Annotated in this window: 21 protein-coding genes and 1 tRNA gene; 12 read left to right on the top strand and 10 right to left on the bottom strand. The window is 65.0% G+C overall.

Annotated features, from left to right (window positions below):
* Positions 1–62 precede the first annotated feature (62 nt).
* The 4 genes from KB874_RS15170 (at position 63) to KB874_RS15155 (ending at position 4,446) form a co-directional block, all read left to right on the top strand.
* Positions 63–1,349: a homoserine dehydrogenase gene (locus KB874_RS15170; protein WP_212537403.1), complete on the top strand. Its 1,287-nt coding sequence runs from the start codon at positions 63–65 to the stop codon at positions 1,347–1,349.
* A gap of 90 nt (positions 1,350–1,439) precedes the next feature.
* Positions 1,440–2,405, top strand: a complete 966-nt coding sequence (gene glpX, locus KB874_RS15165; RefSeq protein WP_212537402.1) for a class II fructose-bisphosphatase — start codon at positions 1,440–1,442, stop codon at positions 2,403–2,405.
* Between the two features lie 88 nt (positions 2,406–2,493).
* Complete coding sequence (gene recJ / locus KB874_RS15160) at positions 2,494–4,242, top strand: single-stranded-DNA-specific exonuclease RecJ (protein ID WP_212537401.1); 1,749 nt, start codon at positions 2,494–2,496, stop codon at positions 4,240–4,242.
* A gap of 129 nt (positions 4,243–4,371) precedes the next feature.
* Positions 4,372–4,446 (top strand) — tRNA-Glu (locus KB874_RS15155).
* Positions 4,447–4,548: 102 nt separating this feature from the next.
* On the opposite strand, the gene KB874_RS15150 is transcribed toward KB874_RS15155, so the two are convergent.
* The gene (locus KB874_RS15150; protein WP_212537400.1) at positions 4,549–6,126 is read right to left on the bottom strand and encodes a trimethylamine methyltransferase family protein; all 1,578 of its coding nucleotides are present in this window, start codon (positions 6,124–6,126) and stop codon (positions 4,549–4,551) included.
* Positions 6,127–6,280: 154 nt separating this feature from the next.
* On the opposite strand from KB874_RS15150, the gene KB874_RS15145 reads away from it, so the two are divergent.
* Positions 6,281–7,165 (top strand): LysR substrate-binding domain-containing protein, encoded by an 885-nt coding sequence (locus KB874_RS15145; protein WP_249200533.1) that lies wholly within the window; start codon positions 6,281–6,283, stop codon positions 7,163–7,165.
* Between the two features lie 107 nt (positions 7,166–7,272).
* The gene (locus tag KB874_RS15140) at positions 7,273–7,476 is read left to right on the top strand and encodes a YgaP family membrane protein (protein WP_212537399.1); all 204 of its coding nucleotides are present in this window, start codon (positions 7,273–7,275) and stop codon (positions 7,474–7,476) included.
* A 100-nt stretch (positions 7,477–7,576) separates the two neighbouring features.
* Here KB874_RS15140 and KB874_RS15135 read toward each other — a convergent pair whose 3' ends face one another.
* The 3 genes from KB874_RS15135 to ettA all read right to left on the bottom strand — a co-directional run bounded on the left by KB874_RS15135 (position 7,577) and on the right by ettA (position 11,397).
* The gene (locus KB874_RS15135; protein ID WP_212537398.1) at positions 7,577–8,059 is read right to left on the bottom strand and encodes a hypothetical protein; all 483 of its coding nucleotides are present in this window, start codon (positions 8,057–8,059) and stop codon (positions 7,577–7,579) included.
* 406 nt (positions 8,060–8,465) lie between these two features.
* On the bottom strand, positions 8,466–9,446 hold the full coding sequence (locus KB874_RS15130; RefSeq protein WP_212537397.1) for a hypothetical protein: 981 nt from the start codon (positions 9,444–9,446) through the stop codon (positions 8,466–8,468).
* A gap of 295 nt (positions 9,447–9,741) precedes the next feature.
* A complete protein-coding gene (gene ettA, locus KB874_RS15125; protein WP_212537396.1) occupies positions 9,742–11,397 on the bottom strand; it encodes an energy-dependent translational throttle protein EttA in 1,656 nt (551 codons plus the stop codon).
* 176 nt (positions 11,398–11,573) lie between these two features.
* On the opposite strand from ettA, the gene KB874_RS15120 reads away from it, so the two are divergent.
* From KB874_RS15120 to dacB, 3 genes are all read left to right on the top strand, one after another.
* Positions 11,574–13,979, top strand: coding sequence for a methyl-accepting chemotaxis protein (locus KB874_RS15120; protein WP_212537395.1), 2,406 nt, complete (start codon positions 11,574–11,576; stop codon positions 13,977–13,979).
* Positions 13,980–14,114: 135 nt separating this feature from the next.
* A complete protein-coding gene (locus KB874_RS15115; RefSeq protein ID WP_212537642.1) occupies positions 14,115–14,678 on the top strand; it encodes a nicotinate-nucleotide adenylyltransferase in 564 nt (187 codons plus the stop codon).
* 86 nt (positions 14,679–14,764) lie between these two features.
* Positions 14,765–16,252, top strand: a complete 1,488-nt coding sequence (gene dacB / locus KB874_RS15110; protein WP_428849252.1) for a D-alanyl-D-alanine carboxypeptidase/D-alanyl-D-alanine endopeptidase — start codon at positions 14,765–14,767, stop codon at positions 16,250–16,252.
* Between the two features lie 16 nt (positions 16,253–16,268).
* On the opposite strand, the gene KB874_RS15105 is transcribed toward dacB, so the two are convergent.
* Positions 16,269–16,697: a L,D-transpeptidase gene (locus KB874_RS15105; protein WP_212537393.1), complete on the bottom strand. Its 429-nt coding sequence runs from the start codon at positions 16,695–16,697 to the stop codon at positions 16,269–16,271.
* 138 nt (positions 16,698–16,835) lie between these two features.
* Positions 16,836–17,258, bottom strand: coding sequence for a tellurite resistance TerB family protein (locus KB874_RS15100; protein ID WP_212537392.1), 423 nt, complete (start codon positions 17,256–17,258; stop codon positions 16,836–16,838).
* Positions 17,259–17,361: 103 nt separating this feature from the next.
* On the opposite strand from KB874_RS15100, the gene KB874_RS15095 reads away from it, so the two are divergent.
* Positions 17,362–18,939, top strand: coding sequence for a lysine--tRNA ligase (locus KB874_RS15095; protein WP_212537391.1), 1,578 nt, complete (start codon positions 17,362–17,364; stop codon positions 18,937–18,939).
* Between the two features lie 15 nt (positions 18,940–18,954).
* On the opposite strand, the gene KB874_RS15090 is transcribed toward KB874_RS15095, so the two are convergent.
* Positions 18,955–19,506, bottom strand: a complete 552-nt coding sequence (locus KB874_RS15090) for an ImmA/IrrE family metallo-endopeptidase (RefSeq protein ID WP_212537390.1) — start codon at positions 19,504–19,506, stop codon at positions 18,955–18,957.
* A gap of 135 nt (positions 19,507–19,641) precedes the next feature.
* On the opposite strand from KB874_RS15090, the gene KB874_RS15085 reads away from it, so the two are divergent.
* A complete protein-coding gene (locus KB874_RS15085; RefSeq protein WP_212537389.1) occupies positions 19,642–20,052 on the top strand; it encodes a DUF4864 domain-containing protein in 411 nt (136 codons plus the stop codon).
* A gap of 117 nt (positions 20,053–20,169) precedes the next feature.
* The gene (locus KB874_RS15080) at positions 20,170–20,529 is read left to right on the top strand and encodes an arginine transporter (protein WP_212537388.1); all 360 of its coding nucleotides are present in this window, start codon (positions 20,170–20,172) and stop codon (positions 20,527–20,529) included.
* On the opposite strand, the gene cuyB is transcribed toward KB874_RS15080, so the two are convergent.
* The 3 genes from cuyB to hisD are packed head-to-tail and all read right to left on the bottom strand — an operon-like array spanning position 20,523 to position 23,532.
* The gene (gene cuyB / locus KB874_RS15075) at positions 20,523–21,209 is read right to left on the bottom strand and encodes a cysteate racemase (protein ID WP_212537387.1); all 687 of its coding nucleotides are present in this window, start codon (positions 21,207–21,209) and stop codon (positions 20,523–20,525) included. The genes KB874_RS15080 and cuyB overlap by 7 nt on opposite strands.
* Positions 21,210–21,216: 7 nt before the next feature.
* On the bottom strand, positions 21,217–22,227 hold the full coding sequence (cuyA, locus tag KB874_RS15070; protein ID WP_212537386.1) for a D-cysteate sulfo-lyase: 1,011 nt from the start codon (positions 22,225–22,227) through the stop codon (positions 21,217–21,219).
* Between the two features lie 9 nt (positions 22,228–22,236).
* Positions 22,237–23,532 (bottom strand): histidinol dehydrogenase, encoded by a 1,296-nt coding sequence (gene hisD, locus KB874_RS15065; RefSeq protein WP_212537385.1) that lies wholly within the window; start codon positions 23,530–23,532, stop codon positions 22,237–22,239.
* Positions 23,533–23,593 lie beyond the last annotated feature (61 nt).

Below are 23,593 nucleotides of genomic sequence, written 5' to 3'. Positions count from 1 at the left end.
CCGCGTTGCGCCCGGCCGCAAGAGCGGCTAACCCGAGCACGGATTTGCACAGGAGCCCGCCCATGTCCGACCCTCTGCGTCTGGGTATCGCCGGCCTTGGCACCGTTGGTGCCGGCGTGGTCAAGATCGTCCGCCAGAAAGCAGCCCTGTTGGAGGCCCGTACCGGTCGTCGGATCGAGATCGTCGCCGTCTCGGCCCGCAACCGTGACAAGGACCGGGGTGTACCGCTGACGCAATACGCCTGGGAGGACGACCCGGTAAAGCTGGCCACCCGCGACGACGTGGACGTGTTCGTCGAACTGATGGGCGGCAGCGACGGCCCGGCCAAGGCCGCAACCGAGGCCGCGCTGAAGGCGGGCAAGGATGTTGTCACCGCCAACAAGGCGCTGCTGGCCCATCATGGGCAGGCGCTGGCCGAACTGGCCGAGACCGAGGGGCGTGTCCTGCGGTTCGAGGCGGCGGTGGCGGGCGGCATCCCGGTCATCAAGGCGCTGACCGAGGGCCTGGCGGGCAACGAGATCGTCCGCGTGCTGGGCGTTATGAACGGCACCTGCAACTACATCCTGACCCGGATGGAGGATGGCGGCCTGACCTACGAAGAGGCGTTCGCCGAGGCGGATGGGCTGGGCTATCTCGAGGCCGACCCGCAGCTGGACGTGGGCGGCATCGACGCGGGGCACAAGCTGTCGCTGCTGGCCGCGATCGCCTATGGCACTCAGGTCGATTTCGCCTCGGTCGAGCTGGAAGGGATCGGCCGTGTCGCCATCGAGGACATCCGTCAGGCGGCCGACATGGGCTATCGCATCAAGCTGCTGGGCGTCAGCCGGATGACCGGCCGCGGACTGGAGCAGAGCATGGCGCCCTGCCTGGTGCCTGCGACCTCTCCGCTGGGGCAACTGACCGGCGGCACGAACATGGTGGTGATCGAGGGCGACCAAGTCGGCCAGATCGTAATGCGCGGCGCGGGGGCCGGCGAGGGGCCGACGGCCAGCGCGGTGCTGGGCGACGTGCTGGATATCGCGCGGGGCACGCGGCTGTCGACCTTCGGCATGCCCGCGACGCTGCTGAAAAAGGCCAAGGCCGCTCGGGCGACGACGCCGGCGCCCTATTACCTGCGCATGGCGCTGCTGGACAAACCGGGTGCGCTGGCCAAGGTGGCGACGGCGTTGGGCGATGCCGGCGTCTCGATCAACCGGATGCGCCAATACGATCACACCGACGACACAGCGCCAGTGCTGATCGTCACGCACAAGACGACGCGCGCGGCGCTGGACGCGGCGCTGGCCGCCTTTCCGGCGACGGGCGTGGTGGCCGGCGAACCGGTGGTGCTGCGGATCGAACATGTCTGACGCCGTGGGTCGCTGCTAACGCCAGCAGGCTTGCCCCGGCGGCACCGAGCAGGCAGAACGGTGCGAAACGACCCTTTTAGGACGGTGACCATGACCAAGACCCAAGACTTCAACGACCGCATGCTGTCCCTGGGCCTGGCCCGGGTCGCCGAGCAGGCGGCCATCGCCAGCGCGGGCTGGATCGGACGCGGCGACGAAAAGGCCGCCGACCAGGCCGCTGTCAACGCGATGCGCGAGCAGCTGAACAAGCTGGACATCAAGGGCACCGTGGTGATCGGCGAGGGAGAGCGCGACGAGGCGCCGATGCTTTACATCGGCGAGGAGGTCGGCAACGGGAACGGTCCCGCGGTGGACATCGCACTGGACCCGCTGGAAGGCACGACGCTGACCGCCAAGGACATGCCCAACGCGCTGACCGTGATCGCCATGGGGCCGCGTGGTTCGATGCTGCACGCGCCGGACGTCTACATGGAAAAGCTGGCCATCGGCCCGGGCTACAAGCCCGGCACCGTGACGCTGGACATGTCGCCGGTGGAGCGTGTCAGCGCGCTGGCCGCCGCCAGGGGCTGTTCGACGAAGGACATCACCGTCTGCATCCTGGAACGCCCGCGCCACGAGGCGATGATCGCCGAGGTCCGTTCGACCGGGGCGGCGATCCGGCTGATCACCGATGGCGACGTGGCGGGCGTGATGCATTGCGCCGAGCCGGCGGTGACGGGCATCGACATGTACATGGGATCGGGCGGAGCGCCCGAGGGCGTGCTGGCGGCCGCGGCGCTGAAATGCATGGGTGGCCAGATCTATGGCCGCCTGCTGTTCCGCAACGATGATGAGAAGGGCCGGGCGAAGAAGGCGGGCATCACCAATCTCGATCGGGTCTATACCCGCGACGACATGGTGACCGACAACGTGATCTTTGCCGCGACCGGCGTGACCAACGGCTCTCTCGTTCCGGGGATCAAGCGCGAGGTGGGCTACCTGACCACCGAGACGATCCTGATGCGGTCCAAGACCGGGTCGGTCCGGCGCATGGTCTATCGCAACCCGGTGCAGTGACCGGGACGGCGGGGCGGGGGCTCTGCCCCCGTCGCGCTGATGCGCGACTCCCCCGAGGTATTTCGGGCCCGAAGAAGCAGGGGGCGGATTGGCTTATCTGGGCGTCGAAAGCAGTCTGACCGGGCGGCGCTGGGTGGGACCCGGCGTCGAACAGGAGCGGCAGGCCGAGGCCCTGGTGCAGGCGACCGGGCTGCCGCGCGCGCTGTGTTCGGTTCTGGCGCGGTTGGGCGTCGGCTCTGCCGAGGTGGACGGGTTCCTGGAACCAAAGCTGCGCGACCTGCTGCCCGATCCCCGATCGCTCAAGGACATGGAGACGGCGGCGGCGCGAGTCGTGCGGGCCGTTGAGGCGCGCGAACGGATCGCAGTCTTTGCCGACTACGATGTAGATGGCGGGTCAAGCGCGGCGCTGCTGGTGGACTGGTTGCGGCAGCAGGGACGGGCGGCGACCGTCTATGTCCCGGATCGCATCGACGAGGGCTATGGCCCGAACCCGGCGGCCATGCGCGCCCTGGCCGGGAGGCATGACCTGATCGTCTGCGTCGATTGCGGGACCCTGTCGCATGACGCCATCGCGGCGGCCGACGGCGCGGATGTGGTCGTTCTGGATCACCACCTGGGCGGCGAGACGCTGCCCGATGCGCTGGCCGTGGTGAACCCGAACCGGCAGGACGAGAGCGGCGACCTGGCGCATCTGTGTGCGGCGGCGGTGGTGTTCCTGATGCTGGTCGAGGCCGGGCGGCAGATGCGCGAGGCTGGGCTCCGTGGCCCGGACCTGATGGCGATGCTGGACCTCGTGGCGCTGGCCACGGTCGCCGACGTCGCGCCCCTGAAGGGCGTGAACCGGGCGCTGGTCCGGCAGGGGCTGGCCGTGATGGCGCGGCGGGCGCGGCCCGGTCTTGTCGCGCTGGCCGACGTGGCGCGGCTCGAGACAGCGCCCTCGGCCTATCACCTGGGCTATGTGCTGGGGCCTCGGGTCAATGCCGGGGGGCGGATCGGCAAGGCGGACCTTGGTGCGCGCCTTCTGGCCTGTGCTGATCCGGTCGAGGCGCAGGCCATGGCCGAGCGGCTGGACCAGCTGAACACCGAGCGGCGCGAGATCGAGGCGTCGGTGCGCGCCGCCGCGCTGGCGCAGGCCGAGGCGCGCGGGCTGGACGCACCGCTGGTCTGGGCGGCGGGCGAAGGCTGGCATCCCGGGGTTGTGGGCATCGTCGCCGCGCGGCTGAAGGAGGCGACGAACCGGCCCGCCGTGGTGATCGGGTTGGAAGGCGGCGAGGGCAAGGGCTCTGGCCGGTCGGTCGCGGGTGTTGACCTGGGCGCCAGCATCCAGCGGCTTGCGGCCGAGGGGCTATTGATCAAGGGCGGCGGGCACCGCATGGCCGCTGGCCTGACGGTGGAGACATCGCGGCTTGAGGAGGCGATGGCGCGCCTGTCCGAATTGCTGGAACGGCAGGGGGCGGGGCAGGGCGGCGCGGCGGACCTGCGCGTCGATGCGGCGCTTATGCCCGGGGCGGCGACGGTCGAACTTGTCGAACAGCTTGAGCGCGCGGGCCCTTTCGGGCAGGGCGCGCCCGGTCCGCGCTTTGCCATTCCCGATGCCCGCCTGTCCTATTGCCGCGAGGTGGGCAGCGGCCATCTCAAGATCGCTTGCGACGACGGCATGGGCGCGCGGCTGGAGGGGATCTGCTTTGGCGCGATGGACACGCCGCTGGGCCCGGCCCTGTCAGCCCGGGACGGGGGGCGATTCCACCTCGCCGGACGACTCGAGATCAACGATTTTCGTGGGCGGCGCAGCGTGCAACTGCGGCTGGAGGATGCCGCGCCAGCCAGCGGCAAGTGACGATTTTAATCACCTGATTTCAATGAGATGACAGGCTTTATCGGATTTCCGATGAGCGCGTGAATTTCGTGAAATTTCTGCTTGCAAGCCGCGCGCGCTTTGCTTAGAACCCGCCTACATCACGGCTCTGGCCCGTTCGTCTATCGGTTAGGACGTCAGGTTTTCAACCTGAAAAGAGGGGTTCGATTCCCCTACGGGCTGCCACTTACCCCTAATTCTATCATGATATCTCACCGCCGTCCGGCGATGTGCTTCGCGGATTGGCGCCGTGGGACAAGTGCCGCGCCGGGTCGATCGCGGTCGCTTTCAGTACCACGCATCAGGCATCGACGCCTTCTGGCGCGCGATGAAGTCGCGCAGCGCCTCGTCCGTCGCAATGTCGATCGGCGGGGGCTGATAATTGTTCAGGGTCTCCTTCCAGCGGGCATTGGCGCGCTGCGCGGAATCCAGCGCGCCGCGTTCTTCCCAGGTCTCGAAGGGCAGGTCGTCGTTCAGCCCGCTGTCCCAATACGCCGTCTCATAGTGGCGCAGCGTGTGGTCGGTGCCGAACATATGCTCGCCGGGGCCATTCTGGGCCAGCGCGTCAAAGCCGAGCGTGTCCTCGGTCACCTCGATCCCGGCGAGGTAGGAATGCAGCGCGCCCGCCATATCGCAATCCATCACGAATTTCTCGTAGGACATCGACAGCAGCCCGTCGAGGAAGCCGGCCGTATGCAGGATGTAGTTTGCGCCACCCTGGATCGCCGACATCATCGACATCATGGATTGTTGCATCGCCTGCCCGTCGGGCCGTTTCGACGTGCTGAAATTGCCCGCGCAGCGCAGCGGCAGGTTCAGGCGCCGTGCCAGTTGTCCCATGACCAGCGACCCCAACGCCGGTTCCGGCGTGCCAAAGGTCGGCGAGCCCGTGCGCAGCGACATGGACGACAGGAAGCCCGCCAAGATGGCCGGCGCGCCGGGGCGGACCAACTGGCTGAGCGCGGCAGAGACCATCGACTCGGCCAGGCATTGCGCCACAGCACCGGCCATCGTCAGCGGCGAGACCGCGCCGCCCAGCAGGAAGGGCAGGTGGATCGAACCCTGGCCCGCCTCGGCATAGGTGCGGATGCCGGCGGTTGTCACGCCGTCCAACACCAGCGGTGAGGTGGTGTTGAAATTGCCCATGATGACGCAATGGTCGTCGACGAAATCCGACCCGAACAGGATGCGGCACATCTCGATACTGTCGGCGGCCCGTTCCGGCGCGGTGATCGAGCCCAGGAAAGCGCGGTCGGAATAGCGCATGTGGGCATAGACCATGTCGAGATGGCGCTTGTTCACCGGCACGTCCGTCGGCTCGCAGATCGTGCCGCCGGAATGGTGCAGCCAAGGCGAGGATTGGCCCAGCTTCACCAGGTTCTCGAAGTCGCGGATCGTGCCATAGCGCCGCCCGGTATCCAGATCCATCACGAAGGGAGAGCCATAGGCCGGTGCAAAGACCGTCGCATCGCCGCCGATCTCGACGCTGTTGACGGGATTGCGCGCGTGCTGGGTAAAACGCGCGGGCGCGGTGCGCAGCAGGTCACGCACCATGCCCGGCTCGAATTTCAGGTTAAAGGCGGTGGCCGACACCGGCGTCACCTGCGCACCGGCCTGCCGGAACAGGCGCACCGCCTCGGCATCGTCGCGGATCTCGATGCCGATCTCGGCCAGGATGCGGTCGGCGGTCGCCTCGATCCGGTCCAGTGCCTCGTCGCCAAGGATGTCGTAGGTCGGCACCTTGCGGGTGATGTAGGGCACCCGCAGGTGGGTGTTCTGCCCCGGCGCGCGGGATTGCGCATCGTGGCCGCGGTTGCGGCGGGTGCGCCGTGCGTGCGGGGTGGTGGTCTGGCGTTCGTCCAACATGCGCGGCGTCTCCGGTTCCGTTGGATCAGAGTGGTGCTGCCCGGTGCCGTCCGGCAACCGCAGAAATCCTGCGCTTGGCCTAGCTGGGCTAATCCTGCATGCTGCTTGAGGAGTGTCCTGTCGACGCCTCGTCCTTGTCCTGCCTGAGGTCATCTTGCCGAAGCGTCCCTATGACCTGCCCCCGATGAGCGCGCTTGTGGCGTTCGAGGCCGCCGCCCGCCATGTCGGCTTCAAGGCCGCAGCGCGCGAGTTGAACGTGACGCCCGCCGCGATCAGCCACCAGGTCAAGGCGCTGGAGGCCGAGCTGCGCTGCGACCTGTTCCGCCGCCACCACCGGGGAGTCGAGCTGACCGAGACGGGCGCCTACCTGCTGGTGGCGCTGCAACGCGGGTTCGAGACGATGGGCGAGGCGGTGGACCAGTTGCGGCGGCGCTCCGACCGGGCCTCGGTCACGATCCGGGTGACGACGGCTGTCAGTTCCCTGTGGCTGACCCCCAAGCTGGCGCAGTTCTGGAAGGGGCATGGTGACATCTCGGTGGCGCAGATCGTCAGCGACCTGGACGTCGAGGGCGGCGATTGCGACCTGAGCATCCACTACGGCGTGGTGCCCGACGATCCTTCCTGCCGCGTGCTGTTCAAGGACCGGATCATGGCGCTGGGCAGCCCGCGTTTCGCCGCCGCGCATCCCGTCTCGGGCGTGGGCGACCTCGCCCGCCTGCCGCTGATCCATTTCGAGGCGGCGGTGGCGGGCTGGACCGACTGGCAGGCCTGGTTTCGCGCGCTGGGCCATGACGGGCCGATCCGCCGGGATCACCGGGTGAACAATTATGTCATCGCGTTGCAGGCAGCGCGGGATGACATGGGGGCAGTCCTGGGCTGGGTCGGCCTGACCCGCAGCTACCTCGAGAGTGGCGCGCTGGTGCCGCTCTTGCCGGACGAGATGCATACGGACGAGGATTTCTACATCCGCCTGCACCGCCACGCGTCGCAAAGGGCGCGGCTGGTGCATGACTGGTTGCTGAGGGCGCCCTCGGGCTGAGGCCCATCTTGTCGCGGCCAAAATATTCCATATATGGAATTTGTAAGAGCCATGATATGATGGCCCGCAACGGGCGGGTTCCGCCCGCGACAGACAGGAGACTGACAATGACCCTCGACCGAGCCGTTCTGGCCTTTGCCGGCGTGATGGTGCTGCTGAGCGTGGCGCTGACCTGGTTGGTGTCGCCCTGGTGGATGCTGTTCACCGCATTCATCGGGCTGAACCTGCTGCAATCGGCCTTCACGGGCTTCTGCCCGGCGGCGACGATCTTCAAGATGCTGGGCGTGAAGCCGGGCACGGCGTACAACTGAGGGCGGGACATCCCCCATGCGCGTCGCGGGTTGTCTGGTACGGCCCAGGCGCCCGGGGTCTGACCGCGCCGCCGAAGACCGGCAGCGCGGGCCCTTGGGCTCAGTTCGTCGTGACCGAACCGGTGATCTTGTTGGTATAGGCCCCATCCATTTCGCCCGCGTCGAACGTGCCGCCGCCGGTGATGGTGGCCCATTTCCCGGTGCCGCCTTCGATCATCCAGTCGCCTTGGGTGCGGCCCTCGGCGGTCATGGCCTTGGCCATCCAGTTGACCACCGCGACGTCGCCGTCGCTGTCGGTGTAGCGGCAGAGCCCACCGCCCGAAACCGCGCCTTTGTCGATCTTCATCGCGCCGAAGCAGGGGCCGGAGGCGGAGGCGAAGGGATTCATCGGGTTGGCGGTTTCGAACCGCTCATACATCGAAGTGGCGCTGACCACGATCAGGCTTTCGCTGACGGGCATCACCTGGGTGGTCGATGTGCCGTGGCCGGTGCCCGTGACATCGATGGTTTCGGCCAAGGCAGGAAGTGTGGAACAGGCGAAAAACCCGGCCGCGAGGGCGGCGGGAAAACGGATTGAAAACATGACTTTCTCCTATTGAATTCGTCCCGCAAGGTGCGGGCGTGGCACAAGTATAGCACACATGCCTGGGTTTGGGCCGGGAGTCTGGCGGCGCGCGCCGGGTTGGGTTGCGCGCTATAGGCTGGCAAGCCGTGTCTGTTCAGGGGCGGAGGGTGTGCGGGAACGGCGCACTGTGAGCCGGCATCCGGTTGAGCGAAGAACCAGCCGTGCGGAACAAGGGGCGTCAGCCCCGCCGCGTGAGCGTCATGCCACAGGCATGCCTTCGGCATGACGCGCCCCCACGCGGCGGCGCTTTGGGTGCCGTTGGCGAGACGTTCCTTCTGCGCGTGGACTTGGTCGGGATAAAGCACCTGCGTTCGACGGGCAGAGACTTCTCAACTTTCTTCAATGGAAGACGGAAGACCTTCTGTTAACGATAAAGTTCAAGACTCATTGGTTCTGAGTTTATCGATGAGTTAAATTCAATTTGACCCTGCGTCGTGTTGATTGAAAAGCGATAATCCACTGGGACTCGAGAAGTTATAAGCCGGCGAAAGCTGGCCTTCGACCTCTCGCTATTTGACGGATCAAGCGTGAAGAATAGGAATCCGGCGCGCCCTTGGTCAAACGGGTTCATTGTGGCGTCAGCAATAGACCAAGGATTACCCAAGTCTTGACTTCTGACTGTAGTAAATTTTAGAGTCTCATTCGCATACTCAAAATCTCCACTAGAAAAAACAAATCCGCTTTCCCGGCCCACATTCATTATTGATACTCGGAGAACAAGATGACCAGATGGAACGGGTTCTTCTGGTAAAGCCAAAAGCTCTGCCAGTGCGCGCTTGGCGTCGTCGATTAGCCGTAGTTCTTCTTCGATGAGACTCTTTAGAAGACCCTGAACGCTAAGTTTCCAGCCGTCCACATATTGATCTTTCAGAATGCCTTCTGCTAAAGTCAATCGTCCAAGCGCTTCGATCAGAGTAAATCTGATAGAAGCTTGTTCAAACTCTTCTTTAAACGCCTCAGCAAATGCTACAGATGAAGGGTCACCCTGCTCGATGGCGTCACGCTTCTTAGCCAGATTTCTAGTAGCTGAATCTATGGCCTCAGAAAGAATGACCTCAATTGGTCCGCGACACCTTAAAGTTACCAAGCGCTCCTGCAGACCCTGAATGCATCCAGAGTTCACAATTGATCTGTATGACTCGGTTTCATTGTTGATCTCGCGAAAAATAAGACGCGCTGCATTGTTTGGAACTTCATACTCCACTTCGTCAACTAGGGCATCTATTCCGACAATTTTTATATCTTCCTTATTCAAATACCAGGGGAATACTGTATTCGCCACTACGATTACTGAGTTTAGAAAAAGAAAGATTACATGGGGCCAAATGGAAATCAAGAATTTCATGGCGCCACCTCAGCGTGAACCTAGCGCCGCCGCCAAAGCTTGCATGTGGACTCGGTTGATCAAAAGTACTTTGTCAAGTGCCAATTCGAGTCGCCCAATCTCTGTGAAGTCCTCAACAAAGGATGAATGCAGAAAAGTGCCATTTCTGAAGGCTTTCAATCTACTCATCTCGAGAAGTTCATCCACTTCGGTCGTCGTTCGTAGTCTACACACTTCATCTTAGTATACACGCGCTTTATCCCTGTCAAAACGCTTTCGCGGACACGTCGCGTTTCGCGTGCGCGAAACGCGAGGGTTACCTCACAAACTTCTTGAACTTCACCCGCTTCGGCTCAACCGCATCGGCCCCAAGGCGCCGTTTTTTGTCCTCTTCGTAGTCGGTGAAGCCGCCCTCGAACCATTCCACATGCGCCTCGCCCTCGAAGGCCAGGATATGCGTGCAGATCCGGTCGAGGAAGAAGCGGTCGTGCGAGATCACCACGGCGCAGCCGGCGAAATCGACCAGCGCATCCTCGAGCGCGCGCAGCGTCTCGACGTCGAGGTCGTTGGTCGGTTCGTCGAGCAGGATCACGTTGCCGCCGGATTTCAGCAGACGGGCCATATGGACCCGGTTCCGCTCACCCCCGGACAGCAGGCCAACCTTCTTCTGCTGGTCGCCGCCCTTGAAGTTGAAGGCGCCGCAATAGGCGCGGCTGTTCACCTCGGCATCGCCCAGCTTGATCAGTTCCGCACCGCCCGAGATCGCCTCCCACACGGTGGCGTTCGGTTCCAGGTCGTCGCGGGACTGGTCTACATAGGCCAGCTTCACCGTGTCGCCCAGTTCGATCGTGCCGCCGTCGGGCTGTTCCTGCCCGGTCAGCATCCTGAACAGGGTCGACTTGCCCGCGCCGTTGGGGCCGATCACGCCGACGATGCCGCCCGGCGGCAGGGAAAAGGTCAGGTCCTCGATCAGCAGCTTGTCGCCCATTGCCTTGGTCAGGTGCTCGACCTCGATCACCTTCTGGCCGAGGCGCGGACCCGAGGGGATAATGATCTGCGCGCGGCCGACCTTTTCGCGTTCGGATTGGCTGGCCATCTCGTTATAGGCGTTGATCCGTGCCTTGGACTTGGCCTGGCGCGCCTTGGCGCCCTGCCGCATCCATTCCAGTTCGCGTTCCAGCGTCTTCTGCTTGGCCTTGTCCTCGCGCGCTTCCTGCTCCAGCCGCTTGGCCTTCTGTTCCAGCCAGGCCGAGTAATTGCCCTCGTAGGGAACGCCCCGGCCGCGGTCGAGTTCCAGGATCCAGCCCGTGATGTCGTCGAGGAAGTACCGGTCGTGGGTGATGATGAGGATCGTGCCCTTGTATTCGATCAGGTGGTTCTGCAGCCAGGCGATCGTCTCGGCGTCGAGGTGGTTCGTCGGTTCGTCGAGCAGCAGCATCTCGGGCGCCTCGAGCAGCAACTTGCACAGCGCGACGCGGCGCTTTTCACCGCCCGAAAGCCGGGTCACGTCGGCATCGTCGGGCGGGCAGCGCAGCGCCTCCATCGCGACGTCGATCTGGCTGTCGAGGTCCCACAGGTTCTGGGAATCGATTTCGTCCTGAAGCTGCGCCATCTCGTCGGCGGTCTCGTCAGAGTAGTTCATGGCCAGTTCGTTGTACTTGTCGAGCTTGGCTTTCTTGGCGGCGACACCAAGCATGACGTTCTCGCGCACGGTCTTGGTGGCGTCGAGTTCGGGTTCCTGCGGCAGATAGCCCACGCGCACGCCCTCGGCCGCCCAGGCTTCGCCGGAATAGTCCTTGTCGATGCCGGCCATGATCCGCATCAGGGTCGACTTGCCCGCGCCGTTGACGCCGACAACACCGATCTTCACGCCGGGAAGAAAGTTCAACCGAATGTTTTCAAAGCATTTCTTTCCGCCCGGATAGGTCTTGGACACGCCATCCATGTGATAGACATACTGATAGGCCGCCATTGTCCTGTCTCCTGCTGAACCCGATGCAGCGCCACAGATAGCGAAGCCTGCGAACGGGGGCAATCACGCGGTGTGTATGCGGGCCGGATTCCGGCGGACGCCAAATCGACGGGCCGGATTAAACCTATGTCAAGTTTCGCGTGCTTCCCTGCTCCCTGATTGGTCCGGAGTGGAAGATGACGGAAACGCCGAAAGAGAAATATCGCCGCAATCACTGGAAGCGCCTCTCGCTGCGATGGAAGGTGCCGATCCTGATCGTGGTTCCGACTGTTCTGATCACCGTTGCGGTGGCCCTGGCATCTCTTTACCTGGCAAAGGACGCGTTGGAACGGCAGCGGACGCTGGCCTATGACCAGTTCCTTGCCGATCGCGTCTCGGGGCTCGAGGGGTGGATCGACAACATCACCACCGACCTTCAGGGTCTGTCGGCCAACAAGGCGACGCGCGAGGCCATCGCGGCCTTCTCGCAGGGCTGGGTGATGGGGATGCAGAACCCCACCGAAACGCTGCAAAGACTCTACATCACCGACAATCCGAACCCGGTGGGCGAGAAAGACGCATTGGACGATGCCGGCGACCGGTCCCTGTGGTCCAAGGCGCATGCCACGTTCCATGCCGGATTCCGCGACATCCAGCAGACGCGCGGGTATTACGACCTGTTCCTCTTCGACCGGGCCGGGAACCTGGTCTATTCGGTCTTCAAGGAGACCGATTTCGCAACGAATTTCATCGACGGCCCCTATGCCGCCAGCGGCCTGGGCGAGGCGTTCCGCGCCTCGGTAGATGCCGAGCCGGGTGCCGTCCATTTCACGGATTTCGCACGCTATCAACCCAGCGCCGGTGCGCCGGCCATGTTCGCCGCGATGCCGGCCTTCGACCGGAATGGTGCGAGGATCGGCGTTGTGGCCTTGCAGGTTCCGATCGACCAGATCGTGCGCATCGTTTCCGATTCCGCGATACTGGGCAAGACAGGCCTGGTCTATGTGACGGGAGCGGATGGCATCGCGCGTTCGGCGTCGCGGTTCGACGGCGGGCATGACGTCCTGCAGAGGCTGCCCGACCTGCCGCATCTTTCGGGCCTGACCGCCGGGGAAAGCCGCATGATGGAAGGCGGTCCCGGCTTGTCCGGCAATCCCGTCCTGGTTGAGCTGGAGCCGGTTGATTTCGGCGGCAAGCCTCTTTTCGTCGTGCTTGAGCAGGACCTGGACGAGGCCCTGGCCACCGAACACGCGCTGGCCAAGACGAGCCTGTACCAGATCCTGTTCGTTGTCCTGATCGTTGGGGCGGTCGCCTACCTGATCGCCCGCTACGTGGTCGGCCGCATTCTTGCCCTCTCGGAGAGCGTCAAGGATATCGCTGCGGGACGGTATGAAAAGCTGGTCGCGCAGACCAAGACCGGGGACGAACTCGGCGACATCGCCCGCGCGCTGGAGAATTTCAAGCGCGAGCTCGAGGCCGGTCGCGAGGCCATGAAGGAACGGGAAAACCGCGCCGCCGAACAGATGCAGGTCATGCAGCGCGTGGGCGGTGCGCTGGACGAACTGGCCAAGGGCCGGCTTGATTGCGTCATCGACGAACATTTCCCCGAGGCTTTCGAGGTCCTGCGGGAGAATTTCAACGCAACGGTCGAGTCGTTGGGCCAGATCGTCACCGAGTTGCGCAGCGTCGCCGACGATATCGATGAGGATGCACGCACGCTCAGTTCGGGTGCCGACAACCTGTCGCAGAGAACGGAAAACCAGGCGGCCACCCTCGAGCAGACCGCCGCCGCGATGGAGGAGATCACGAAAAGCGTGTCCTCCACCGCGCAGGGTGCCCGCGAGATCGTCAGTGCCGCCGCCAAGGCGCGCCAGCAGGCCGAGAACGGCCAGGAAGTGCGCATGCGGGCCGTCGATGCGATGGGCTCGATCGAGACATCGTCCAAGCAGATCGGCCAGATCATCCAGGTGATGGAGGATATCGCCTTCCAGACCAACCTGCTGGCCCTGAATGCCGGGGTCGAGGCGGCGCGCGCCGGAGAAGTCGGACGCGGCTTCGCCGTGGTGGCATCCGAGGTGCGGGCACTGGCGCAGCGGTCGTCCGACAGCGCCTCCGAGATCCGCAGCCTGATCGCCAACTCCTCGGACAATGTCTCGAACGGGGTCAGGCTGGTTTCGGACATGGGCAAGGCGATCGAGGACATTCTCGCAGAGGTGAGCCACGTCACCGGCCAGATCGAGGCGATCGCCTCGGGTTCGGCCGAGCAGGCTACGGGTCTCGCCGAAATCAACAACGGCATTACGATGCTCGACAAGGTCACGCAGGAAAACGCAGCCATGGTCCAGGAAAGCGCGGCCTCTGGGCGGCAACTGATGACCAAGTCCGAGGAAATGCGCACCATCGTGACGCGCTTCTCCGGGCTTAGACTGATCGAAGACGCCCCGCAGCCGGATGCCTCGGCAAGACCAGCCCCCGCCGCGCCAAAGCCCGCCCGGACGGAGGCCGCAAGCACATGGAAGAACTCGGCAGCGAGCCCGGCAAAGCCTGATCCCGCCCCGGCGCGAAAGGTGGCCGGAGGTTCCGACATCTGGGAGGATTTCTGACCCGGCGTCAAAAGCCACGCCACCTGCACCCTTGACCCGCCGCGACAGGCATGAATCCTGCATCGTGGCAGTCATCGGGTGGGAATGCGGACTGGTATGGATCATGACTTGGACATGGGTGGGATCGTTTCGGGCATGGCGGTGGGCCTGTTCGGCGGTTCCTTCGATCCGCCCCATGCGGGCCATGTGCATTTCGCCCGCGAAGCGTTGAAGCGGTTCGGGCTGGACCGGCTGATCTGGCTTGTCTCGCCCGGCAACCCACTGAAGGCGGATGCGCCGGCCTCCATGGACAGGCGCATCGCCTTGTGCCGGACCGTCGCGACGCATCCGAAGATCCATGTCAGCCGGGCCGAAGGCGTTCTGGGCACACGCTACACGGCGGAAACCCTTGCGGCGCTGATGGCCCGGTTTCCCGGGGTTCGCTTCGTCTGGCTGATGGGTGCGGACAACCTGGCGCAACTCCACAGGTGGAACGACTGGACGCAGATCATGGACAGGGTGCCGGTCGGGATCCTGGCCCGGCCCGGTTTTCGCCTGGCGGCACGCAACTCGGTCGCAGCGCGCCGCTATCGGGCGGCGCGCCTGCCCGATGCGGCCTCGCGCCTGCTGGCGCGACAGCCACCGCCTTGTTGGTGTTTCGTGAACATGCCGATGCGGTCCGACGCCTCGTCGCTTATCCGGAGCAGGGGGGAATGGTAGCCGTCGGTCGGTGGCGCCACGGCTCACATCTTCGCGTGTTGCAGGCAGGGACTGGCTGGGCTTAGATCGGGACCATGAAAACGGGATTGGATCGAAGACGATTTCTGACTGGTCTTGGCGCTGCGCTCTGGGCCTCTCCGGCCATCGCCCGAGCGCCCGAGACATCCATTCGCCCGGTGGCGCGCGGCGAGGACCTGCGCCTCAGATCGCAGCCCGATCCGGCGGCCCTGATCGAACGGGCGCAACTGGGCGACCGGGTATCCTTTGCGCTCATGGATCTCAACAGCGGAGAGATGCTGGAGACGCATGCCGCGGACCTGGCACAGCCGCCTGCCAGCGTGGCCAAGGCACTGACGGCGGCTTATGCGCTTGAGTCGCTCGGGCCGGATTTCCGCTTCGAGACGCGGCTGCTGGCGACCGGGCCGATCACCGAAGGCACGCTGGAGGGCGACCTGATCCTTGCGGGGGGCGGCGATCCGACACTTGATACGGACGGGCTGGCGGATCTCGCGGATCAACTGCGCGCGGCGGGGATCACGAAGGTTGCTGGGGCCTTCAAGGTCGCCGGAGGCGCCTTGCCCGACCTGCCGCTGATCGATCCCGATCAGCCGGACCATGTCGGTTACAATCCGGCCGTCGCGGGCCTGAATCTGAACTACAACCGGGTGCATTTCGGCTGGAAACGCAACGGGTCGGGATATGAGGTAACGATGGACGCCCGATCCGAACGCTATCGGCCCGACGTGCGCATGGCCCGCATGAAGGTCGAGCCGCGCGCGGTGCCTATCTACACCTATGCCGACCGCGAGGGCCGCGACGACTGGACCGTGGCGCGCGATGCGCTGGGGGATGGCGGGGCGCGCTGGCTACCGGTGCGCAAGCCCGCTCTCTATGCCGGCGAGGTGTTCCAGACCCTGGCAAAGGCGCAGGGGATCAGCCTGCCTCCACCGCAGGTCATGCCCGCGCCGCCAGCCACAGGAGAGACGGTCGCGCGCCTGGAAAGCGGGCCGCTGCGGGTGATCCTGCGCGACATGTTACACTGGTCGACGAACCTGACGGCGGAAATCGTCGGTATGACGGCGACCTTGCAGCGCAGCGGAGCCGCACCGGCCTCGCTGCGCGACTCGGCGCGCGCGATGAACGCCTGGGCGGCAGCGCGTTTCGGCCTGACGACGATGGATTTCGTCGATCATTCCGGCCTTGGCGATGCCAGCCGGATCAGCGCCCCGGACATGGTCCGGGCGCTGCGCGAGGTGCGCCGCAGCAGAGGCCTAAAGCCGCTGCTCAAACCCGTGCCGATGAAGGACGAAAGGGGGCGTCCCATCGGCCAGCACCCGCTGGTGGTGCATGCAAAGACGGGGACGCTGAACTTTGTCAGCGGGCTTGCGGGCTTCATCGACGTGTCCGAAGGCCGGGAACTGGTCTTTGCGATCTTCGCGGCCGACCTCAATCGCCGTGCGACCCTGACCGAGGATCAGCGCGAACGGCCCGAAGGTGGGCGTTCGTGGAACGCGCGGGCAAAGTCCCTCCAGCAAGCGCTGATCGAGCGCTGGGGCGTCGTCTACGCCGCGTGATGGGTTCCGCGCGCGCTCAGTTGTGAACGATGACCTTCATGTTCTGAAGACCGACTGTGCGCGTCATCTCGAACAGAACAGCGGCATGGTCGGGATGCAGCCGGATACAGCCCGCCGAGGCGGGCCGCCCGAGCCGGTCGATCTGGTTCGTTCCGTGGATCGCGTAGTGGCCGTTGAAGAAGATCGAGAACGGCATCGGCGCGTTGTCATAACGGCTGGAGCGATGGTGCCGGGACAGCCACTTGGCCGTCCAGGCGCCACGCGGTGTCCATTTCCCCTTTCGCGCGGTCGAAACGGGCCAGGTGTGCGCGACCTGCCCGTCCTGAATCACGGTCATGGTCTGGTTCGACACGTCGACCTTGGCGATCAGCGGCGCCGCGGCGCCGATTATCGGCAAAAGGCACAGGATGGCGACACCCAGCACGGTAAAGGCAATGCGGTTCATAATGACCCTCCGGCAAATCGTTTCTTTTTCTTGCGGCGCCCAATTGCGCCTGGGAAGAAGAGTATCGCGCAGGGGAGATAGAACCAGTCCGGGAATCCTGACCGGGCGAACGAATTGCCAAGGATTGTAAGCGTTGCCTCAGGCGCGCAGGTGCCGGGCCCGCGCGCCGCGTTCGATCGCGGCGGCGTGCAGCCGGTCGAGGTTCAGCTCGTACCGGATCTCTTCCAGCAGGCGGAGTTCTGTTTCCTGGAGGGTGCCATCCGCCGCGGCGACATCGCAGGCCAGCGCATAGGCGGTCTCGAACAGCCGCTCTGGCAGGTTGTCTCGCGTCAGCCCGAACAGCGCATCCAGCCCGTCTTCCTGCTCGAAAAGGTCGAAGACCAGCGAAGCCATGACCGGGATGCGGTCAGCATCGTAATCGGCGAAGACGGGCAGGTTGTTCACCGCCGTCTCGATCTTGACCAGTTCGACGGTGCGCAGGTTCTCGTCCGAGGCGGAAACGGCGATCATCAGCGCCACAAGGCAATCCTGGGGGCTGAGGGGGTGCGGGTCTTCGGACATTGGCGGGCCTTTCGGAGAAGTGTCACGGGGCAATTTATTGACGCGCCTGCCCTGCCGCAATAGGAAGCGCGACGATCCTGCAAAACCCCTGGGAGTGTTCCGGATGTCCGAACTGCGCGATGCCGCGATGAATGCGAAGGCCTGGCCTTTCGAAGAGGCGCGCCGGCTCGCGAAACGCTACGAAAAGGCGCCTCCCGAAAAGGGTTACGTGCTGTTCGAGACGGGCTATGGCCCCTCGGGCCTGCCGCATATCGGCACTTTCGGCGAAGTCCTGCGCACGACGATGATTCGCCGCGCCTTCGAGACGATCAGCGACATTCCCACGCGGCTGATCTGTTTCTCAGACGACATGGACGGGATGCGCAAGGTGCCAGGCAACGTGCCCAACCAGGACATGCTGCGCGAACACCTGCAAAAACCGCTGACCGTGGTGCCCGACCCGTTCGGCGAATTCGAAAGCTTCGGCCACCACAACAACGCGATGCTGCGGCGGTTCCTGGACACGTTCGGGTTCGAGTATGAATTCTACTCGGCCACCGAGTTCTACAAGTCCGGCCAGTTCGACGCGACGCTGCTGAAGGCGGCGGAGCGCTATGACGCGCTGATGGCGATCATGCTGAAGTCGCTGCGCGAGGAACGCCAGCAGACCTATTCGATCTTCCTTCCGATCCACCCGGAAACCGGCCGCGTGCTGTATGTGCCGATGAAGAACGTGGATGCCGCAAAGGGCGAGATCACCTTCGACGACGAAGATGGCCGCGAATGGACGCTGCCCGTGACCGGCGGCAACGTGAAGCTCCAGTGGAAGCCCGATTTCGGCGCGCGCTGGGCCGCGCTGGGCGTCGATTTCGAGATGTATGGCAAGGACCACAGCACCAACACGCCGATCTATGACGGCATCTGCCGGGCGCTGGGCGTGCAGCCGCCCGAGCATTTCACCTATGAGCTGTTCCTCGACGACAAGGGGCAGAAGATCTCGAAATCCTCCGGCAACGGCATCTCGATCGACGAGTGGCTGACATATGCCTCGACCGAAAGCCTGTCCTACTTCATGTTCCAGAAGCCAAAGACGGCCAAGCGGCTGTATTTCGACGTCATCCCCAAGATGATGGACGAATATCACCAGCAGCTGCGCGCCTATCCCGACCAGGATGCCGCCGGCCAGCTGAACAACCCGGTCTGGCACATCCATGACGGTGCCGTGCCCGAATCGAAGATGGTCGTGCCCTTCTCGATGCTGCTGAACCTCGCTTCGGCGGCTGGGGCGCATGACAAGGACGCGATGTGGGGTTTCATCCGCCGCTATGCGCCCGATGCCTCGCCCGAGACGCATCCCGATCTGGATGCGGCAGCAGGCTACGCGGTGAAGTATTACGAGGATTTCGTCCTGCCCACCAAGGTCTTCCGCGCGCCGGACGAAAAGGAACGCGCGGCAATGGCCGATCTCGCCGACCGCCTGCGTGGCCACGAGGGCGAGACCGACGACGAGGCGTTGCAGACAATCGTCTTTGCCGTCGGCAAGGAGCACGGGTTCGAGCCGCTGCGCGACTGGTTCAAGGCGCTTTACGAGGTGTTGCTGGGGCAGAGTCAGGGACCGCGCTTTGGCGGGTTCATCGCGCTTTACGGCGTGGCCGAGACGGTGGCCCTGATCGACAAGGGTGTGGCCGGCGAACTGGCCTGACCGATCCGGGTGGCGTCAGGCGGCGCCCGGTTCCGCCGTCAGCATCAGGTCTTTGGCACGGTCATAGACCGCCTGGGTCGGCACGTTCAGCGTTTCCGCCGTCAGCATGGCGCGCCCCTCATACCACAGGCTGATGAAGGCGGACTGGGGCATCAGCAACTGGTAGGCGAAGCGCCGCGCTTCGGTCATGGCGCGTGGCGAGGCGGGCTTGTAGAGCGCCTGCACCCCGGCCTTGGGGTGCAATTGGCGCGTGTTCGGCACGTGCAGCATCCAGTGGCCGAGCCCCATCGCCAGCATCAGGCGGTCATGCCTGGGACGGCCGTTGCGGGGCAGCCAGATCACCGCCCGCCCGTCCAGCGGAACGTCCAGCAGAATCTCGTTCGGCGGGGCGGCGTATTCGACATCGACATTCAGCGCCCGGCACAGCGGATCCAGCGTGCCGCCGTCGCGCAGTGAGATCGCGGGGCTTTGCGACAGCATGTCCCGGATCAGGCGTTCGATTTCGTCCTCTGACGGGTCGACGGCGACGGGTTCGACATAGGGATAGGCAGGATAGGCTTTCGGCATCGGCTCCGCCCGTATTGGCATCAGGATCCCATCCGGTCTAGCACGCAAGGGGTTTATACATCCTCAAGGCCCGCCGGACGGTTTTGACGACCGCATCTGCCGACCTACCTTTGCGACATGTCAGGAGGACGACCCATGCGCATGATCCTGCTTTCGCTCGTTGCCGTTCTTGGCCTGGCCACCGCGCCACGGGCGCAGGAAGATGCGGCAAGCGGCATTCGCCATACCATCGAAAGCCAGATCGAAGCGTTCCAGCGTGACGATTTCGACCGTGCCTTTACCTATGCCAGCCCGTCGATCCAGCAGATGTTCCGCACCCCCGAGAATTTCGGTGCCATGGTGCGCAATGGCTATCCGATGGTCTGGCGTCCGCAGGACCTGAGCTTTGGCGAGTTGCGAGAGACCGGGGAATACAGCCTTCAGACGGTTATCGTGCAGGACGGCACGGGGCGATTTCATGCGCTGGAATACACGATGCAGCGCCTCGGCGCCGATTGGCGTATTGCCGGGGTGCGTTTCATCCCCGCGCCGGAACCCAGCGTCTGAACCGGGCCTGATGCAGGTGGGAATTGCGCCCCGCCCGGTTTTCCGGCATTCTGCCCGAAGGGCAAGAGGCCGGGCCAGATGGGGAAAACCCGCGCCGGCAAGACAAAGACAGGTGACATGAAACCAGCAGCATTCCCGCTTTTGGCCATCCTCGCCCTCGCCGCCTGCGGCGGCGGCAACTCCGAGCGTGCGACGCGCTATTACGGCGGTCCTTCGGTCAGTTTCGCATCGGGACCGATATCCAGCGGTTGTCTCACAGGCGGGCGCAAGGCGGCGAACCGCCAGCTGTGCGGCTGCATCCAGGGCGTTGCCAACCAGTCGCTCAGCGGTTCGGATCAGCGCATGGCGGCCAGCTTTTTCGCGGACCCGCATCGCGCACAGGAAATCCGCCAGTCCGACAATCCGCGGCACGAGGATTTCTGGAAACGCTACAGGGCGTTTGCCGATCGTGCCGAAGAGGTCTGCAAGGGTTACTGAGCGGCTTTCATCCGGACCTTTGGCGCGGCAAAGTCCACGATCTGCGCCGTCAGGCAATCGAGACTGTCGGTCCAGGGGATTTCCTCGGACAGCTGCGGCGCGGCCAGGGACAGTTCCGTGCAGGCGATCAGGATATGGTCGCACTGTTCGAGCAGGCGCTGCGCCTCCTGTTCCAGCGGCGCGGCGATGCGGCTGGCCGGGGCGCCGGCCTTGACCGCGCGGATCATCTCCAGCACCGGACCGTCATCCTCGGGCGTATGATGGCTGCCGGGCAGGTAGCTGTCGAAGATCCCCGTAAGCCGCGTCGCCGGCGAGGCCAGTATCCCGATCCGCCCCTTGTCGACCAGCGCCAGCGCCGTTGCCGCCAGCATGTCGAGAAAGGGCAGTTCGGTCGCGCCGCAGATCTCGGCGGTATAGACATGCGCGGTGTTGCAGGGCATGGCCAGCGCCTGCGCACCCGCCGATTCGAGATCCCGCACCATGCGCCGCAACACGGGCACCGGGCTGGGCCCGGTGCCGTCGATCAGAGCCTTGATGCGGGATGGCACAGCGGGATTCTGATGCACGATCAAGGGGATGTGGTCAGCGTCGTCCTGTGCCGGGACGGCGTCGATCACCTTTTGCATCAGCAGGACGGTGGCCTGCGGCCCCATGCCCCCCAGGATTCCGATCGGCCTCATGCTGTCCTCAGGCGCGGTCCTTCACGTCGAACACGTGGGTGTAGCCCGTCAGACCGATGGCGCCACCAGTGTGCAGGAATACCACCCGTTCGTCCTTGCGGAAATGGCCTTTTCGGATCAGGTCGATCAGGCCGGCAGCCCCCTTGGCGGAATAGACCGGGTCCAGCAGGATGCCCTCGGTACGGGCGAAGATGTCGATCGCTTCCAGCGTCGAGGGCGCGGGCAGGCCATAGCCTTCGCCGACGTAGTCGGTGTTGGCCACGACGTCCTCGCGCTTGACGACGCCGGGGCAGCCCAGTTTCTCGGCGGTCTTCTCGGCAAGGGCAAAGACGTTGGCCTCCTGCTTGTCCTTCGGCGCGCGCACCCCGATGCCCAGCAGCGGAATGTCGGCGTTCATCGCCTTGAGCCCGGTGATGAGGCCCGCCTGCGTGCCAGCGCTGCCGGTGGCATGCACGATGTGATCCACCAACAACCCCATGTCGTTGAATTGCGCCAGCATCTCGAAGGCACAGTTGACATAGCCCAGCGCACCGGTGGCGTTCGACCCGCCGCCGGGGATGGCATAGGCGTTGCGCCCTTCGCCGCGCATCGTCTCGGCCACGGCCTCCATTTCGGCGTTCATGTCGAGGCCGGGGCCGCGATGCTCGATGCTGGCGCCGTGCAGCACGTCCAGCAGGACGTTGCCGTTGAACTTGTAGTTCTCGTGATTGTAGCCGGTGCGGTCCTCGAGCAGAATGTGACAGTCGAGGCCCAGCTTGGCCGCAGCGGCGGCGGTCTGGCGCGCGTGGTTCGACTGCGTCGCGCCCTGGGTCAGAACGATGTCGGCGCCCTGTTCCATCGCCTCGGCCATCAGGTATTCCAGCTTGCGGGTCTTGTTGCCGCCGGTGGACAGGCCGGTGCAGTCATCCCGCTTGATCCAGAGTTCGGGGCCGTTCAGCGCCTTGGTCAGGCGGGGCATCGGCTCGAGCGGCGTAGGCAGGTGCGCAAGGCGCACGCGGGGAAAGCGGGCAAGGTTCATGGTCTGTCCTCAATGGTTGACGGCGCGGGGGTGCCGGGTGACCGTGTCGATGCGCGCCTCTGCCGTCAAGGCATGACCGACCATTCCTTCGGCGCGCGAGATCGTGGCCGTCGCTTGCGCAAGGTCGCCAAGGGCGCGGTCATCGACCTGTTGCCAGGTCACGCATTTCAGGAACTTGTGCACCGACAGGCCGCCGGTATGGCGCGCGGCGCGCCCCGTAGGCAGGACGTGGTTCGGCCCGGCGGCCTTGTCGCCGAAGGCGACGGTCGTCTCCTCGCCGAGGAACAGCGAGCCATAGGCGCGCAGCCGGTCGCGCCACCAACCCAGGTCGCGGGCCTGCACATGCAGGTGCTCGGGGGCATAGGTATCCGCGACCTCGGCCATTTCGTCCCGGTCGGCGCAGAGGATCACCTCGCCCATCGCGTCCCAGGCCGCGCGGGCGGCGCTGCGGTTGGGTTCGGGCAGTCGGTCGAGCGTGCCAGGCATCAGGGCCAGCACCGCGCGGGCCAGTGGTTCGTGGTCGGTGGCCAGCCAGCAGGGCGACGTCACGCCATGCTCGGCCTGACCGGCGAGGTCCAGCGCGACCATCGCGGGGTCGGCGCTGCTGTCGGCCAGGATCAGCACGTCGGTCGGGCCGGCCACCATGTCGATGCCCACGGGGCCGAAAAGCTGGCGCTTGGCCTCGGCCACATAGGCGTTGCCGGGGCCGCACAGCACGTCCGCCTCGGGTGTGCCGAACAGGCCAAGCGCCATCGCGGCGACGCCCTGCACGCCGCCCAAGCACAGGATCGTGTCGGCGCCGGCAAGGTTCATCGCGACCAGCACCTCGGGCGCGATGCCCTCGGCGCCGCGGGGCGGAGCCACAGCGGTGACATGCTGCACCCCGGCGGCCCTGGCCGTGGCAATGGTCATCAGCGCCGAGGCGATGTGCGCATAGCGCCCGCCCGGCACATAGGCCCCGGCGCAGGTCACCGGGATCAGCCGCTGGCCCGCCGTCAGGCCGGGGCGCAGTTCGATCTCGACATCGTGGATAGAGGCGCGCTGTGCCCGGGCGAAGGCGCGGATGTTGTCATGCGCATAATGCAGCGCGTCCATCAGGGTGGGATCGACGCTGGCCTTGGCCGCCTCGATCACGGCGCGGGGAACCACCACCGGTCCTTCCCACCGGTCGAGCCGGGCCGCATAGTCGGTGGCGGCCTCCTCTCGGTCGGTGCGCAGGCGGGCCAGCATGATCTGGACGGTATCGGCGATTTCCGCCGTCGCTTCGGGCGGAAGGCCGGGTGCGGATTTCAGCAGGCGGGGCATGGGCGCGTTTTCCTTGACGTAAGGGCCGGAGTTTCCGAAAACCTGAAAGTAGCCACAGGCG

The organism is Thetidibacter halocola (genome assembly GCF_018224955.1).
Taxonomy (GTDB): Bacteria; Pseudomonadota; Alphaproteobacteria; order Rhodobacterales; family Rhodobacteraceae; genus Thetidibacter; species Thetidibacter halocola.
Note: the sequence above shows the minus strand (reverse complement) of the source record. Positions and strands in the feature narration are given on the sequence as shown.

Coding starts and splice junctions, on each gene's coding strand:
- KB874_RS15170 (WP_212537403.1), top strand. CDS start 63: ATGTCCGACCCTCTGCGTCTGGGTATCGCCGGCCTTGGCACCGTTGGT.
- glpX (WP_212537402.1), top strand. CDS start 1,440: ATGACCAAGACCCAAGACTTCAACGACCGCATGCTGTCCCTGGGCCTG.
- KB874_RS15150 (WP_212537400.1), bottom strand. CDS start 6,126: ATGTTGGACGAACGCCAGACCACCACCCCGCACGCACGGCGCACCCGC.
- KB874_RS15140 (WP_212537399.1), top strand. CDS start 7,273: ATGACCCTCGACCGAGCCGTTCTGGCCTTTGCCGGCGTGATGGTGCTG.
- KB874_RS15135 (WP_212537398.1), bottom strand. CDS start 8,059: ATGTTTTCAATCCGTTTTCCCGCCGCCCTCGCGGCCGGGTTTTTCGCC.
- KB874_RS15130 (WP_212537397.1), bottom strand. CDS start 9,446: ATGAAATTCTTGATTTCCATTTGGCCCCATGTAATCTTTCTTTTTCTA.
- ettA (WP_212537396.1), bottom strand. CDS start 11,397: ATGGCGGCCTATCAGTATGTCTATCACATGGATGGCGTGTCCAAGACC.
- KB874_RS15120 (WP_212537395.1), top strand. CDS start 11,574: ATGACGGAAACGCCGAAAGAGAAATATCGCCGCAATCACTGGAAGCGC.
- KB874_RS15115 (WP_212537642.1), top strand. CDS start 14,115: ATGGCGGTGGGCCTGTTCGGCGGTTCCTTCGATCCGCCCCATGCGGGC.
- KB874_RS15105 (WP_212537393.1), bottom strand. CDS start 16,697: ATGAACCGCATTGCCTTTACCGTGCTGGGTGTCGCCATCCTGTGCCTT.
- KB874_RS15100 (WP_212537392.1), bottom strand. CDS start 17,258: ATGTCCGAAGACCCGCACCCCCTCAGCCCCCAGGATTGCCTTGTGGCG.
- KB874_RS15095 (WP_212537391.1), top strand. CDS start 17,362: ATGTCCGAACTGCGCGATGCCGCGATGAATGCGAAGGCCTGGCCTTTC.
- KB874_RS15090 (WP_212537390.1), bottom strand. CDS start 19,506: ATGCCGAAAGCCTATCCTGCCTATCCCTATGTCGAACCCGTCGCCGTC.
- KB874_RS15085 (WP_212537389.1), top strand. CDS start 19,642: ATGCGCATGATCCTGCTTTCGCTCGTTGCCGTTCTTGGCCTGGCCACC.
- KB874_RS15080 (WP_212537388.1), top strand. CDS start 20,170: ATGAAACCAGCAGCATTCCCGCTTTTGGCCATCCTCGCCCTCGCCGCC.
- cuyB (WP_212537387.1), bottom strand. CDS start 21,209: ATGAGGCCGATCGGAATCCTGGGGGGCATGGGGCCGCAGGCCACCGTC.
- cuyA (WP_212537386.1), bottom strand. CDS start 22,227: ATGAACCTTGCCCGCTTTCCCCGCGTGCGCCTTGCGCACCTGCCTACG.
- hisD (WP_212537385.1), bottom strand. CDS start 23,532: ATGCCCCGCCTGCTGAAATCCGCACCCGGCCTTCCGCCCGAAGCGACG.